At 38.0% G+C, this 15,085-nt stretch carries 13 protein-coding genes; 7 read left to right on the top strand and 6 right to left on the bottom strand.

All coding sequences use genetic code 11. The features are described from left to right. The first annotated feature begins 109 nt into the window (after window positions 1–109). On the top strand, window positions 110–1,159 hold the full coding sequence (locus MWU82_RS00295) for a ferredoxin--NADP reductase (RefSeq protein WP_215947585.1): 1,050 nt from the start codon (window positions 110–112) through the stop codon (window positions 1,157–1,159). A gap of 47 nt (window positions 1,160–1,206) precedes the next feature. Here the strand turns inward: MWU82_RS00295 and MWU82_RS00290 are convergent, their stop codons facing one another. The 3 genes from MWU82_RS00290 to MWU82_RS00280 all read right to left on the bottom strand — a co-directional run bounded on the left by MWU82_RS00290 (window position 1,207) and on the right by MWU82_RS00280 (window position 3,978). After that, entirely contained in the window at window positions 1,207–1,992 is a 786-nt protein-coding gene (locus tag MWU82_RS00290; RefSeq protein ID WP_215947584.1) for a patatin-like phospholipase family protein, read from the bottom strand. Window positions 1,993–2,398: 406 nt separating this feature from the next. Beyond that, entirely contained in the window at window positions 2,399–2,797 is a 399-nt protein-coding gene (locus MWU82_RS00285; RefSeq protein ID WP_215947583.1) for a DoxX family protein, read from the bottom strand. A gap of 29 nt (window positions 2,798–2,826) precedes the next feature. Then, window positions 2,827–3,978 (bottom strand): DNA polymerase III subunit delta', encoded by a 1,152-nt coding sequence (locus MWU82_RS00280; protein ID WP_215947582.1) that lies wholly within the window; start codon window positions 3,976–3,978, stop codon window positions 2,827–2,829. A gap of 231 nt (window positions 3,979–4,209) precedes the next feature. Between MWU82_RS00280 and MWU82_RS00275 the strand changes: the two genes are divergently transcribed. The 3 genes from MWU82_RS00275 to MWU82_RS00265 all read left to right on the top strand — a co-directional run bounded on the left by MWU82_RS00275 (window position 4,210) and on the right by MWU82_RS00265 (window position 8,158). After that, window positions 4,210–5,400 (top strand): phosphoglycerate kinase, encoded by a 1,191-nt coding sequence (locus MWU82_RS00275; RefSeq protein ID WP_247094851.1) that lies wholly within the window; start codon window positions 4,210–4,212, stop codon window positions 5,398–5,400. Window positions 5,401–5,515: 115 nt separating this feature from the next. Continuing rightward, window positions 5,516–7,153 (top strand): lytic transglycosylase domain-containing protein, encoded by a 1,638-nt coding sequence (locus tag MWU82_RS00270; protein ID WP_247094850.1) that lies wholly within the window; start codon window positions 5,516–5,518, stop codon window positions 7,151–7,153. A gap of 12 nt (window positions 7,154–7,165) precedes the next feature. Beyond that, window positions 7,166–8,158, top strand: a complete 993-nt coding sequence (locus tag MWU82_RS00265; protein ID WP_215947580.1) for a DUF4837 family protein — start codon at window positions 7,166–7,168, stop codon at window positions 8,156–8,158. 226 nt (window positions 8,159–8,384) lie between these two features. Here the strand turns inward: MWU82_RS00265 and MWU82_RS24355 are convergent, their stop codons facing one another. Together MWU82_RS24355 and MWU82_RS00260 are read right to left on the bottom strand one after the other, a co-directional pair. Next, window positions 8,385–8,555 carry a DUF6747 family protein gene (locus MWU82_RS24355; RefSeq protein ID WP_348646971.1) on the bottom strand — a complete coding sequence of 57 codons (171 nt, stop codon included), beginning with the start codon at window positions 8,553–8,555 and terminating at the stop codon, window positions 8,385–8,387. A 441-nt stretch (window positions 8,556–8,996) separates the two neighbouring features. Continuing rightward, window positions 8,997–11,645: an OmpA family protein gene (locus MWU82_RS00260; RefSeq protein WP_247094849.1), complete on the bottom strand. Its 2,649-nt coding sequence runs from the start codon at window positions 11,643–11,645 to the stop codon at window positions 8,997–8,999. Window positions 11,646–11,986: 341 nt separating this feature from the next. Between MWU82_RS00260 and MWU82_RS00255 the strand changes: the two genes are divergently transcribed. Continuing rightward, window positions 11,987–12,217 (top strand): hypothetical protein, encoded by a 231-nt coding sequence (locus tag MWU82_RS00255; protein WP_247094848.1) that lies wholly within the window; start codon window positions 11,987–11,989, stop codon window positions 12,215–12,217. Window positions 12,218–12,225: 8 nt separating this feature from the next. Here MWU82_RS00255 and MWU82_RS00250 read toward each other — a convergent pair whose 3' ends face one another. Further along, entirely contained in the window at window positions 12,226–12,411 is a 186-nt protein-coding gene (locus tag MWU82_RS00250) for a twin-arginine translocase TatA/TatE family subunit (protein ID WP_031446154.1), read from the bottom strand. A 198-nt stretch (window positions 12,412–12,609) separates the two neighbouring features. On the opposite strand from MWU82_RS00250, the gene MWU82_RS00245 reads away from it, so the two are divergent. Together MWU82_RS00245 and MWU82_RS00240 are read left to right on the top strand one after the other, a co-directional pair. After that, window positions 12,610–13,479 carry a M23 family metallopeptidase gene (locus MWU82_RS00245; RefSeq protein WP_215947578.1) on the top strand — a complete coding sequence of 290 codons (870 nt, stop codon included), beginning with the start codon at window positions 12,610–12,612 and terminating at the stop codon, window positions 13,477–13,479. A gap of 6 nt (window positions 13,480–13,485) precedes the next feature. Continuing rightward, window positions 13,486–14,994: a GH3 auxin-responsive promoter family protein gene (locus MWU82_RS00240; RefSeq protein ID WP_215947577.1), complete on the top strand. Its 1,509-nt coding sequence runs from the start codon at window positions 13,486–13,488 to the stop codon at window positions 14,992–14,994. Window positions 14,995–15,085 lie beyond the last annotated feature (91 nt).

Raw genomic sequence — 15,085 nt, 5'->3', positions numbered from 1 at the left:
TGATAGATTAGTGCCTAATTTAGGGTATTTGTTACAAACAGCTGGTATTTTTTTAATTTCCCGTTTTAAATCCTCCCTGCTTTGCTTAATTTTGCATCAAAGATTTAATATGGCCCACTTTCATTCGCTTACCGTTCAAAAAATTAAACCGCTTACCCCAAACTCAGTTGCAATAACTTTTGCTATTCCTAAAGAACTGATTCAGACCTTTGCCTTTACGGCAGGTCAGTACATCACCATTAAAAAGGAAATAAAGGGCAAGGAATTGCGAAGGGCCTATTCTATTAGTTCCTCTCCCAAGTGTGAGGGCATTACGATTGGTGTAAAGAAAGTGGACAAGGGCGGATTTTCAGATTTTGCACACAACAAACTTAAGGTAGGGGATGTATTGGAGGTAATGCCACCGGAAGGCCGATTTGTTTTTAAACCCTCTCCGAATCCAAAAAACATCGTGGCCTTTGCCGCGGGTAGCGGTATTACTCCGATAATGAGTATTGCCAGAACCGTATTGGAATCCAATTCCAAAAACAATTTTGTGTTGGTCTATGGGAATAAATCCTATAAGGAAACCATGTTCTATACTGATTTGGTTAAGCTTCAGTTGGAATATACCAATAGGTTTCATGTCTATTTTATTTTGAGTCAAACCCAAGAGGACGAATCCATTTTTGGACGTATAGAAGCCTCCACGGTGAATTACGTGCTTAAAAACAAGCATAAAAATCTAGAGTTTAACGATTACTATCTGTGTGGTCCGGAGGCAATGATACAGTTGGTGACCGAAAATTTAAAGGAAAAGGGCATCTCTGAGGATAAGATTCATTTTGAATTGTTTACCTCCACTGAAATAAAGGATGAGCTTCCTGAAAAATTGGAAGGGAAAACCCAACTTACCGTTATTGTGGACGATGAGGAATTCTCCATATCCATGGACAAAGGTACCTTGGTACTGGATGCCGTTTTAAAAGAGAATATAGATGCTCCATATTCCTGTCAAGGGGGAGTATGTAGTAGTTGCATTGCCCGTATCAAGGAAGGAAAGGCCGACATGGTAAAAAACCAAATTTTAACGGATAGTGAAATTGCCGAAGGATTGATCCTGACTTGTCAGGCGCACCCCACAACCCCTACTCTAACAGTAGATTATGACGATGTGTAAATACTTAGGGTTGTTTGCTTAATTCCAGGTCCGCACTAAATAGTCGACTAAGACTGCTTAAATACCTGTTCCATTACTCTTGAGGCATGTTCGTAACCAATGGTATAGGCTTTTTCAATACCTTTTTTGTCCAATATTCCAATCAGTTCCAAGGCTTTGGGCTCAAATAATAGGTCACATTTATTCACTTTATTCCTGTTAATGGCATAAATCATTAAAGAGGTGGTCCTATTGGCCAACTGCAAGGACGATTTTATTCCATCTTTAGGAATTTCCTTGATCCCGGAAACATTACTCCCAATCACAAAATCTGATGTAACGGCAACCTCATCATAGGGGAAATTGTTCATTATACCTCCATCGGCATATAAGCGGCCATTGATAGCCACTGGACTAAAAACAGGTGGCAATGCCGCAGAAGCCAACAAAGGTTTAATTAATTCCCCTTCAGAAAATATTTTTTCATCCCCTTTTTGCAAGTCGGTAGCCACTACATAAAGCTTGCGCTGCAAGGACTCAAAGGCATTTCCGGGAAAATATCTCGCTAAAAGATCAAAATACCTTTCTGTATCCAGAAGGCCGGGCTTTAAAATCGTCATAAAATGATAGCGGAAAAGAGGTGTTTCCTTAAAGAACTGTAGCATTTCCGAAACAGAATTGCCGTTGGCATACAAGGCCCCGACCAAGGCCCCAACACTGGTGCCAGAAACGGCCCGGGTACTAATGCCAAATTCTTTTAGGGCTTGGATCATCCCTATATGGGCCATACCCTTTACACCCCCTCCGGACAATACCAGTCCAACCGATTTTGATTTAATTTCCGATAAATCCATTTCAGTCCCAGTTTATCATAGCCGTTTTATAACAGGAATTTCCCTGCCAAACATTAGCTCAAAATTACCTATAACAGCCCAAACTATAAAAAATTCAATTAGAAATAAATACTGTTCTACAAACTAGCCAGTTGGTAAGCCGGCTCTGGCCAGGCCGATTTTGATAAATTTCCACTTTTAATCGACCCATTAGTTCCATAAATCGGATTTTTAATTTCATTACCACATCGTTTTGGCGCAAAAAACCGACCGTACAGTATGTTCGGCTCAATCATTATAATTATTTACTTTTCCGGAAATGAAAGGAAACTGTAGCCCAAATGAAAGAAATAAACCCAGCTTATTGGTATAGCTTTGTATTCTGTGTTGGCATAGGCAAGACAAGAAACCCTTGGCCCTTAATTTTTTAGGAATGCAACAAAAACACCAGGAAAATAGCCGGCATAAAATATATGGCTATGGTTCTAGCCCCATCGTAATCCTTTGCCATACGCTGACCCAATAGCAACATCAACAAGGCCAGACATGCAAGAATAGCACCGGCCAAGGCAATAGAGCCATCCCCTTGAGCCATGAGCAAATAAAATCCTACTGTACACAGAATCCCTGCCACAATTTCCGTTACCATTACCGTACCTAATAATAAGGGTACCATATTCTTAAAAGGCGTTTGGGAAAAATGACTTTTTAACCATGATAAATTGCCCTTCCAGTCCAGGATTTTATCCAATGCACTTTGAAGAAAAGTTATAATTAGAAAAAGAAGAAGAAGTAATTCTGTAGGATAGGTCAATACGTTGTCCATGTTAATGTCTTTAAGATTATACAATTCCTTTACGCGGCTTTTTTGTGTAATAATCGCGTTAATTTTATAGATAAATCCATCAATATTAGTTTGGAATTACCATTCCTTTCAATGTGATAAATAGCGTCCTCCAATTCCTTCACAATGGGAACTATATTATTTTCATGTATAAATGGCGCAAACTTTTCTAATTGAAATCCCTCTACATGAATCCTCATAAATGCCAATTCGTGGGTATTGTAATTGATCAAAAGGGCCTGCCTCATGACGGACATGCAATAATTCAAGAACTTTTTCTGGGTCTCCCTACCGGTCTTTGCCACCACATCGCTCCAAGAAATAAGATCGTGGATCGCGGCCTTGTTGCCCTTGGCCTTAAAGGCGCTTCTGACCCATTGCACAAACCACTTCTCAAATACCAAATCTTCGGAATCGTTGTTCATGAAATCGAGGGCCTTATTAAAATTGCCGTTGGCTTCATGCGATATTCTATGGGCATCCTCCTTGGAAACCCCCCTGTCTATCAGGGCCTGTGAAATGGCTTCTTCCGCCAGCCGGGGAAAATGCAATATTTGGCACCTAGATCGTATCGTCTGAATAATTTGTTCTTCATCTTCAGCAATTAAAATCAATACCGTTTTGTCCGGTGGTTCCTCAATCAATTTCAGAAGTTTGTTGGCGGTAGAGGTATTCATTTTTTCGGCCATCCAAATAATGAGGGCCTTATATCCACCTTCGTATGATTTCAGGGAAAGTTTCTTTACCACATCCTGAGCCTCATCCACACCGATCTGTCCCTGTTTATTTTCAATCCCTATTAATTTATACCAATCAAAAAGATTTCCATAGGGCTGCTCCTTTATAAATTGGCGCCATTCCTCCAAATAATGATCACTAACGGCATGACTTTTTACTTTGTCCGAATTGGATACCGGAAAAGCAAAATGCACATCCGGATGGGCCAAGGAGTTAAATTTGGTGTTGCAGGCGCTATTGCCGTTAATATTTTCGCCCTCACTGTTGCCACAAAGCAAGTACTGCACATAACACAAAGCCATGGGCAAAGTACCACAGCCCTCTGGGCCAACGAATAATTGGGCATGGGGTATACGACCTGCATCGGCACTGGATACCAGATGATTCTTTATATGGGAAAGTCCTAAAATATCCTTGAATAGCATGGCCCAAATATAGCGGTTTTTATCCGAAATTTACTTGCTGCACGGTCTTTGGAAATTATAGGAATAAACGCCATGACATTTCTAAATACCACTTCACATTTTGCCTGACATGCAACTATTTACAATTCTAAAATCAACATTGTGCCATAAGACATGCAAATAAATGGAATAGTCTCTTTAAACACTACCTATAAATCTTTACATTTGTCACTCTCTAAAAAAAAGTGGCAAATGAAAACCATCAACGATTTTAATTTTAAAGGTAAAAAAGCATTAATAAGGGTAGATTTTAATGTTCCATTGGATGCGGATTTTAATGTAACCGACGACAATAGAATTGAAGCTGCAAAGCCTACTATCATTAAAGTACTGGAAGATGGCGGAAGTGCCGTACTAATGAGTCATTTAGGAAGACCCGACGGAAAAGTAAATCCTGATTTATCACTAAAGCATATCTGTAACAAGGTATCCGAAGTACTTGGGGTAAAGGTTAAATTTGCAACTGAAAGCATCGGTCCAGTAGCAGAAAAGGCTGTGGCCGAATTAAAGAGTGGTGAAGTTCTTTTGTTGGAAAACCTAAGGTTTCACGCCGAAGAGGAAAAAGGAGATAAAAACTTCGCTGAACAATTATCCAAACTAGGGGACATTTATGTAAATGACGCCTTTGGAACTGCACATAGAGCACATGCCTCTACTACCATAGTTGCCCAATTTTTTCCAGAAAAGAAATGTTTTGGGTTCTTGTTGGCCAAAGAAATAGAAGCCATAGAAAAAGTAATGCGAACAGGAGAAAAACCTGTGACCGCAATTTTGGGAGGTGCAAAGGTGTCTTCAAAAATTACGATCATCGAAAACATTTTGGATAAGGTAGACCATCTTATTATTGGTGGTGGAATGACTTATACCTTTGTTAAGGCCAAAGGAGGAAAGGTTGGAAATTCTATCTGTGAAGATGATAAAATGGAATTGGCCTTGGAAATTCTTGACAAAGCCAAGAAAAAAGGAGTAGAAGTGCATATTCCAGTAGATGTTTTGGCAGCGGACGACTTTAACAACAATGCCAACACCAAAGTGGTCAACTCCAACGAGATTCCAGATGGTTGGCAAGGTTTGGACGCAGGGCCCAAAACCTTGGAAATATTTAAGGAGGTAATCTTAAAATCGAAAACCATTTTATGGAATGGTCCTATTGGAGTTTTTGAAATGGATAGCTTTGCCAAGGGTACTATTGCCATTGGTAATTATATTGATGAAGCAACAAAAAAAGGTGCCTTTTCATTAGTGGGTGGCGGAGATTCTGTTGCCGCGGTCAAGCAATTTGGTTTTGAAAACAAGGTAAGCTATGTTTCCACTGGCGGAGGAGCCATGTTGGAAAGCCTTGAAGGCAAAACCCTTCCCGGAATAGCAGCAATATTGGCATAAATAAGACGTTATTTAATATGGGTTATCTGTTTTTTGGTCAGCTTTTAAAAATTAAATTTTAAAGTTTAGAAAAAAATCACGATTTTAGTCTGCCCCGCTTAAAAAAACAAACCTTATGAATACATCCAGATATATATTATTGGGAGTCTTGTCTATGGGTTTCTTTGTTACAGGCGTAGCACAGGAATTTGACTCAATACCCGCTGCGAAGCAAGGCCTTAATGTCTTGAAGACACAAGAAATTACAGTGGATACTACGGCCATGGATATGGAAGGTGTTGAGCAGATGGAAACAATGGAAGCCAAGGATGATATTCAGGACAATCCGTTGCTTTTGGTGAAAGGTCAGAAAAAATATGATTTAAAGGACCGTCCAGAAACTGCCAAGTTCGATAGCCTATGGATGAAGGAATTGTACGACAGTTCCTCTTTATTCGATTCCATTTATCAGGACATAACTGCCCTGGAAATAGATTCTGTTTATCATTTCAATGTAGATACGGACACCTTAAAGGCCAGACTGAAGCTCCTAAATCAAAAAACACCCTTTAACATTGTTTACAATCCCTCGTTGGAAAATGTAATACGATACTTTCTTACCCGTAAAAGGGATATGATGAGCAGAATGTTGACTATTAGCCAGTTTTATTTCCCCTTGTTCGAACAGGAGTTGGACAATCAAAATGTACCCTTGGAACTTAAATATTTGGCCATTGTTGAATCTGCACTAAATCCGAGAGCCCGTTCGCGGGTCGGCGCCACCGGTTTGTGGCAATTTATGTACGGTACCGGGAAAATGTACGATTTGGATGTAAGCAGTTATGTGGATGAACGCAGCGATCCCATTAATTCTACCAAGGCAGCCAGTTTATATCTTAAAAAACTACATGGTATTTTTAACGATTGGGATTTGGCTCTAGCGGCATATAATTCTGGGCCTGGTAACGTAAACAAGGCTATAAGAAGATCTGGGGGCTACAAGAATTACTGGAATATAAGAAGAAACCTTCCCAGGGAGACAGCGGGATATGTACCGGCATTTTTGGCTACCATGTATATTTTTGAATATGCGGAAGAACATGGATTTACAAGACAAGTCACTGATCGTCCTTATTTTGAGACCGATACCATACATGTGAAGAGCACTATTACCTTTAATCAAATTTCGGAATTGGTAGATGTTAGCGAAGAGGAATTGATGTTTTTGAATCCTGCTTACAAGTTAAAGGTAATTCCCTATGTCAAGGATAAGAATTATGCCCTGCGGCTCCCAGTGGATGCATTGGGGAAATTTGTCGCCAATGAGGAGGCAATCTATGCCCATGTACAGAATCAACTAAAATCCAAAGAAGAGCCCTTACCACAAATAGTACAGTCTAAAGACCAAATTACATACAAGGTTCGCAGTGGCGACTTCTTGGGAAAGATTGCAGAAAGGTACGGAGTAGGTGTTAGCCAAATTAAAAATTGGAACGGTCTACGAAGCAACAACCTTAGAATAGGTCAAAGATTAACTATTTATCCAAGAAAAATTCCATCATCGATAAGCTCAACAAATACCAGCAAGAGCTCAACAAATTCAGTGGCTGCGGCGGGTAATAAGGTACATACGGTTAAAAGTGGGGACTCCCTTTGGACCATTTCTAAAAAATATCCTGGAATTAGTATAGATAATTTACGAAAATGGAACGGTATTAGTGGTAATGACATAAAACCGGGCACAAAGTTAAAATTGTGCGATTGTTCTTCGTAAATAAATAACTATATGAAAAAAATTACCGCAGTAGTATTATTACTTTCTTTGATCATTGTCTCTTGTGAAGAAAAAGAGAAAAAGAAATATCTGCCAGAGTCCATCGGTGCCATAAATTCCTTGGCGGTTGTAATGGACAATGAACTATGGGAAGGGAAAGTTGGGGACCGGGTAAGACAGCATTTTGCAGCGCCTGTTCTGGGCCTTTCTTGGGAGGAGCCCCTGTTCACTATCAATCAAATGCCCCAAAAAGTCTTCTCTGGCACCATTTTACAAACCCGTTCGGTGCTTTTTGTTGAAAAAGATACATTGAGCCTTGCCCACATTAAAACCGATGTTTATGCCACTCCCCAAAAAGTTGGTGTCATCAAGGGAAGAACGGATGAAGAAATTATTTCAAATTTGGATGCTAAAGCCGATGAGATTATCAAAGCTTTTAAGGAGGTAGAAATCCAGGAGTCACAAAAGCGTTTCTTAAAATCACTTAGTAAAGAAACAGTATTGAACGATAAGTTGGGCATAACCCTGTCCCTACCCTCTATTTATAAGGTAGGAAAGCAGGAGAACAATTTTATATGGATCGATAGACAGATTCAAAAAGGGAGTATGAATATTATAGCATATGATATTCCCAATGATTATTTTAAAAACGACTCCACCTTTGTTAAGGATATTGTGGCCATGCGGGATTCTATAGGAAAACAATATATTCCGGGGCCCGATGTACCTGGAAAAATAACCTATATGATGACCGAAAAAGCCTTTGCTCCTTATGTTTTCCCCGTGGAAGTTGCCAATAGAAAGGCTGCCGAAGTTAAGGGCATATGGGAGATAAACGGATATCCCATGGCGGGACCTTTTCTTACCTATATCATCAACGACGACAAAAACAATAGGAAAGTGGTCATTGAAGGTTTTGTTTTTGCTCCAGCTACTGAAAAAAGGGACGATATGTTCCAGCTTGAAGCCATTTTAAAAACAGTGAAGTTCTCGGACAGTAAATAATGACATTGTAAAAAATAAATATACTGTATAGGGCCCTTTTACGGGCCCTATTTTTTTTGACATAAACTTGCACCGCATAATAATACAAACACCGATAAAACGCATCAAAATAGCTTTGAACCCCGCTTCTCAAATTGGTCTAAGCCAAAGCAAGGGATAAGAAGGCCTATAGGAAACAAAAAAACGCCCTTGAGGGCGTTTTCTGGTTTGGTTGGTTTTTATGGTTTTAATCAAATGCAAAGCCCGTAGTAATTCTGAATATAAAGGCATAGAGTACGATTAAGAAACTAGCAAAACAAAACCAGCTCATCACCTTAAAAAAGGATTTAACAAAAGCGTGACCTAGGTTTCTAAATGCCTCTAAATAAATTTCTCTAACTAATAGAACGTTTTTCATAATATTTGGTTTGGTTATATGGTTGGTTATTAGACTTATATAACTCAAAATATAACGATTAGGTATTTCATCGGACTTTTTTGTTGTAAATAGACCCTTAAACGTTGTGAAAACGGATTTGACTATTTATTATAACTTCTACGTTGGCTGCCATACCCACTAAGCACAACCTTAGAACCAAAGGGATACAACTATATACAGCAATAGATTTCTACATGTTCAAAAAAAGTCTTAATATGGCAAACACTTACATTATGATAAGTCCTCCGTATAATATTAAAAACATCTACTAAATGGACTTCGCACGGTCTAGCTCGGGAATTTGGTTAAGTCAAAAATAATACTCAACAGTATATTTGTTGAATTGAAAGTATAAAAAAACCGCCTTGTCCATAAAGGAAAGGCGGCTATAACCCTATTGATTTAGGGTATGTCTTGAAATTACATCTTTACAATTATAAATTCTGAACGCCTATTAAGTTCGTGTTTCTCCCTGCTACAACGAACTCCATTTCCACATTCGTTGATCAAACGCTCCTCACCATAACCAATGGCACTTTCAATACGGTCTGCAGAAATGCCTTTGGAAATAAGATAGGCCTTCGTAGACTTGGCTCTTTTGTCCGATAGATATTTATTGTAGACATCAGGACCTCGGGAATCGGTATGGGATTCAATCTTTATTACCATATCCTTATACTCGGTCATCACTTCCACCAATTTATCAAGTTCCAACGATGCGTCCTTTCTTATGTAGGATTTATCAAAATCGAAGAAAATCATATCGGTCTTAAGCTTTTTAATCCCGTCTTCAATTACAATGAGCTCTTTTAGCTTTTTCATGGTAATATCCACATTTACCACCTCATTTTTCTTGGTTTCGGCTGTAACTACATTTTCAAAGAATTCGCTCCTAGTTGTTTTGATCGTGTATTTGGTATTGGAATCCAAATCTTCAAAGACAAAGGAACCGTCATCTTCCGTAACCATTTCCTTTAATTTAATATTATTCTCATCCAAGAGGGTGACCAGGGCCTTGGGCATTAAATCGCCGGTAATCAACTCGGTAACTACACCCGAAATGGCATTCTTAACTACTTCTTCAAGTACGAGTCTTTCAAAGGAATAAATATCATCATCCCCTTTACCTCCACGTCTATTGGAGGCAAAATATCCTTTTTGGTTTTCTTCATTTACGATATAGGAAAAATCATCCTTATTACTGTTAATTGGCTGACCCATATTGGTTACCTCTTTAAAACCTTCCTCATCATAAGCCACTTCAAAAACATCCAATCCTCCTAGTCCAACATGGCCATTGGAAGCGAAGTATAACTTCTTATCATTGATAAATGGAAACATTTCCTTCTGCTCCGTATTAATACCAGGACCTAAATTTTTGGGCTCCGAGTAACTTCCATTATCCAAAACATCTACCACAAAAATATCGGTATCCCCAATGGTTCCCGGCATATCCGAAACAAAATAGAGTTTTTTCCCATCCGGACTTAATGCTGGATGCCCGGTAGAATAATCATCGCTGTTAAAGGGCACTTCTTCAGCTTCGGTCCATTCTCCATCAACTTTATTGGAAACATATATTTTTAAATGATTGACCCCATTTTTGTCCCTTTTTAGTTTTTTACCATAATTATTTCTTGTGAAATACATGGTTGAATTATCCGGGGTAAAGGTTACTGAAGCTTCGTGATACTTGGAATTTATTTTTTTCGAAAACCTAATTGCTTCCTTAAGGTCTTGGGATTCCTTATTTACTTTGGAGACGTATAGATCCAAATAAGGTTGATTATTCCATTTATACCGTCTGGTATTAAAAATGGAGGAGTCTTTAGCGGATGCAAATACGATTTCGTCATCATTGTAAAACATAGGCGAAAACTCTGAATACTTAGTATTTACTGCCAAGTTTTTAAGTCCAAATTTAAGTTCCATATTAAGAATATTGTCTAGGACGGCTTCCTTTTGGCTTGCATTAAAATCCATTTTAGAACCTACATTACCTTTTTGAACCTCCTTGTCATAGAGACGCATCATTCTCTTGGATTTGGAATATTTACCGGTCCCCTTTAAGGTATGGGCATATTTAAAAATTTGGTCGGGCGACACTTCTTCTTCATATCTTTCAAATATGATATTGTAATAATAATAGGCCCTTTCCATATTCGTATTGTAATAATGGGAATCTCCTGCCTTTTGAAGTATTTCAAGGGAATAATTATTGGAGTCTTTTTTAAGTGCTTCCTCGTATAGTTCGGCAGCTTCAGCATACCACATTTTATCAAAATATTGATCAGCTTTATTTATAAGCCTTGCAGCATTGGGGTTTAAATTTTCATTTAAACTGTTTCCCCTTTCTTTATTCTTTACCATTGGTTCCTCCGCAATAGGACTTAGCATTTCATAAGTAACCTCTTCAACGGATAATTCCTCCTTGGGCGCAGTATTATTGGTCTTTGGCTCGGGTTTTTCATCTTGATCCAGAGCTCTAACCCCTTTCGGATAATCCTTTACCGCTTGATCTGAATTCTTGTCCAAAGCTATATTAGGTAAAGGCAAATTTGAAACAGTACCATTGCCGTTTATCCCTATCTTTTTTGATGTACCACCATTATCCACATTCATTAGCCAAAATGGATCAGTATAGGTACCATTCAACTTGGAATTGCAAGCAGCTATAGCGCTATCCAATGTATCATACCTACTTAAATAGACGTAGTTAAGACCATTACTGGGGTTACTAATATAACCTGCTGCAAAACCTTTTCTTTTTAAATTTTGAGCCAAATTTTGAGCATTTCCTAAATCGGAAAATACACCAGAGACAATATAAAAGCCTTCATCTGCCCCTTTAATATTTTTAAAAGTCCTGCTTTTTATACGATTTGCAGCAGCCCTCTTTCTAAAAAATTCAGGGGTAACCCTAATGTTGGAAGAATTGGATCCATTACCGGCGCTTATATCTATATTGGAATACCGTTTATCCATAACGGAGGCAACGTTATTCCTTATTCCTTGGGCACTGCCAATAATAGCAAAAAGGAGCAAGCAGGCTGTTAGAAGTTGTTTCATGTTTATTCTATTAAAAAATCTTGGGGGTCCAATATTCAAATAATATAGCGGCATTTGTAAAATTCATAATTAACTTCCCTAGTGAATTACAAATACCTTATATTTTATTACCAACGCTAAAACTAGAGCGGTTAGTGCCGTGAAAAAATAATTTGTTGTGAATCCTCTGTTTTCAATGGTGTAATAGCCATTTACAGAGATTTATTTAGCTTTCAACGGGAAAAACCACAGCATATTAAACACGAATAAACAGAAGAAAATTATAAATTAGTTCCGTTTCCATCTATTGTTGACCCATTTTTTAAGACTAAAGATTTGGTAATCAAGCGCTACAAATATAGTTGGGAAGTATAACCAAAATTCCAATTGGTATTTTTCCTTTTTATGAAGAAATAAAATGGGACATCCCTTACACGATAGATCAGCTATATATTTTACAAGAAATTTCGGGCATTAAATTATCCACTTATCAAGTCCTTCAAGCGGCATTGATTGAAAAGAAATGTGAATTTGGTCAGTGTATAAACAAAAAAACACCTGCACTATGGCAGATGTTCTTTGTAAATATTTAAAATATGAACTATTTTTCCTTTTTCTCTTCCAATTTATCATCTTCCTTGGAAGCATCTTTAAATTCTTTAATGCCGCTTCCCAATCCACGCATTAATTCCGGAATTTTTTTACCTCCAAATAATAGTAGGACGATGGCCACAACCAAGGCGATTTGCATTGGCCCAATGGCTAAGAATGTATTTAAAGTTATCATGGTATAATAATTTAAGAATAACAAAGGTACTAAAAAAGATGTTAGAATGCTGTTAATTTTAACGTCTATAATATATTTTAATTATTCTAATTTAGAATATATTTTCCTAATAGATACTTTTGCAGTGAAAAAATTGTGGGAAATCAAAATCTACAATAAAGGAATTAAAGTTAAATACTAACCCTATCTTTGTTCATTATGGCCAAAAAGGTAAAGAAAAGAAAGGAAATTAAGCAGAAACTTTTACACAAGTATCGTCTGGTGATTTTGAATGAAAGTACCTTTGAGGAAAAAATTTCATTTAAGCTGAGCAGGATGAATGTTTTTGTAACTGGATCTCTGTTCATTATTGGGTTGATTGGATTCACCATATTGCTAATAGCCTTTACACCATTGCGCGAATATATTCCGGGATACTCTTCCACTAAATTAAAGCGACAAGCCACCGAACTTACCTATAGGACTGATTCTTTAGTTGCTACACTAAATTATACCAACAGGTATTTAGAAAATATAAGAAAAGTACTAAGGGGTGATGTCGAAAATAATGAAATTAATAGGGACTCCCTATTCGACCAGTATAAACTGGATCCTTCTACTATAGATCTAACTCCGATCAAGGAAGATTCCTTATTGAGGGAACAGGTAGCTTTGGAGGATAAATACAATTTGTTTGAAAGAAACATTAACAATCCCGGGCAGGTACTTTTTTCTCCCCTATCCGGAACAATATCCCAAGAATTTAATACCGAAAACAAGCATTTTGCCGTAGATGTGGTTGCTCCCATGGACAGTCCCATAAAGGCAGTAGCCAACGGTACCGTAATTTTTGCCGAATGGACAGCGGAAACCGGTTATGTAATTATCTTGGAGCATATGGACGGACTATTAAGCGTTTACAAGCACAATGGATCCTTAAACAAGGGGCAGGGTGATGTAGTGAGATCTGGAGAGGTCATTGCTTCGGTAGGAAATACAGGGGAGTTGACCACAGGACCACACCTACACTTTGAGCTATGGAGCAACGGTAGCCCGATAGATCCATTAAATTTTATAGATTTTAAATAATTTCAAATGAGTTTAAAATCATTTGCAGCAAAAATATTTGCCAAGAAAATCGCGAAAAAAACTGCCGAATGGGTAAATAATCCCATTCAAACCCAGGAAAAGATATTCCAATCGCTCATAGCTACAGCCAACAATACCGACTTTGGTAAGGATCACAATTTTTCGCAGATAAAAACCCATTCCCAATTTGTTGAAAACGTCCCCATTAGGGACTATGAAGAATTAAAGGGATATGTGGAGAAGGTGGTAGCTGGTCAGAGAGATGTATTATGGCCGGATAAACCTGCCTATTTCGCAAAAACCTCCGGGACCACTTCTGGGGTTAAATACATTCCCATTACCCATGAATCCATTAAGTACCAAGTTGAAGCATCGCGAAATGCCATTCTAAATTATATTCATGAAACGGGCAATGCAGATTTTGTGGATGGAAAAATGATTTTTCTTCAGGGAAGTCCCGAAATGAACGAAAAAAATGGGATTAAAATCGGAAGATTATCGGGGATATCTGCCCATTATGTTCCCAATTATCTCCAAAAAAACAGATTGCCCAGCTGGGAAACCAATTGCTTGGAAGATTGGGACACTAAAGTAAATAAAATTGTAGAGGAAACGGTCAACCAGGATATGACGGTTATTGCGGGAATACCCTCTTGGGTTCAAATGTATTTTGAAAAGCTGAACAAGAAAACGGACAAAAAAATAGGAGATCTATTCAAAAATTTTCAGCTATTCATTTATGGAGGGGTTAACTACGAGCCCTATCGTGCAAAATTTGAGAACCTCATCGGGCGACGCGTAGACAGTATAGAACTATTCCCCGCCAGTGAAGGATTTTTCGCCTACCAAAATTCCCAAAAGGAAAATGGAATGCTTTTGTTATTGAATTCGGGCATCTTCTATGAGTTTGTCAAGGCCGATGAATTCTTTGTGGAAAACCCCAAACGTATTACCCTCAACGATGTTGAACTGGGAGTAAATTACGTAATGATCATATCTACCAACGCCGGTTTATGGGCTTACAATCTTGGGGATACCGTTCAGTTTATTTCATTGAAGCCCTTTAAAATCATCGTTTCCGGAAGAATTAAACATTTTATCTCCGCCTTTGGGGAACATGTTATAGGTAAGGAAGTGGAAGAAGCAATGAAACAGGCTATAGAGGGAACAGATGCCAGCATAAACGAATTTACAGTAGCCCCACAAATTAATCCGGAAGAAAAAGAACTTCCATATCACGAATGGCTGATCGAATTTGAACATCCCCCATCAGACATTAAAAAATTCATCAGCATCTTGGATAAGGCTTTGCAGCAGCAAAACACTTATTATTTCGATTTAATTGAAGGTAAAATTCTCCAAACTTTAAAAATTACCGAAATAAAAAAAGATGGATTTCAAGAATTTATGAAGTCTATTGGAAAGTTGGGAGGTCAGAACAAAGTACAGCGCTTATCCAATGACCGAAAAGTAGCCGATGGATTAAGAAGCTGGTCTAAAATAAAGAACTCATAATAAAACCAGCCATTATTTTTTAATATTTACAATTATTGATTACCTAAAAGTCTAAATTTATAATTTTAGCGTTAGGAAGAAATCTGAGAAA

Source organism: Arenibacter sp. S6351L (assembly GCF_023016025.1).
Taxonomy (GTDB): domain Bacteria; phylum Bacteroidota; class Bacteroidia; order Flavobacteriales; family Flavobacteriaceae; genus Arenibacter; species Arenibacter algicola_B.
Note: the sequence above shows the minus strand (reverse complement) of the source record. Positions and strands in the feature narration are given on the sequence as shown.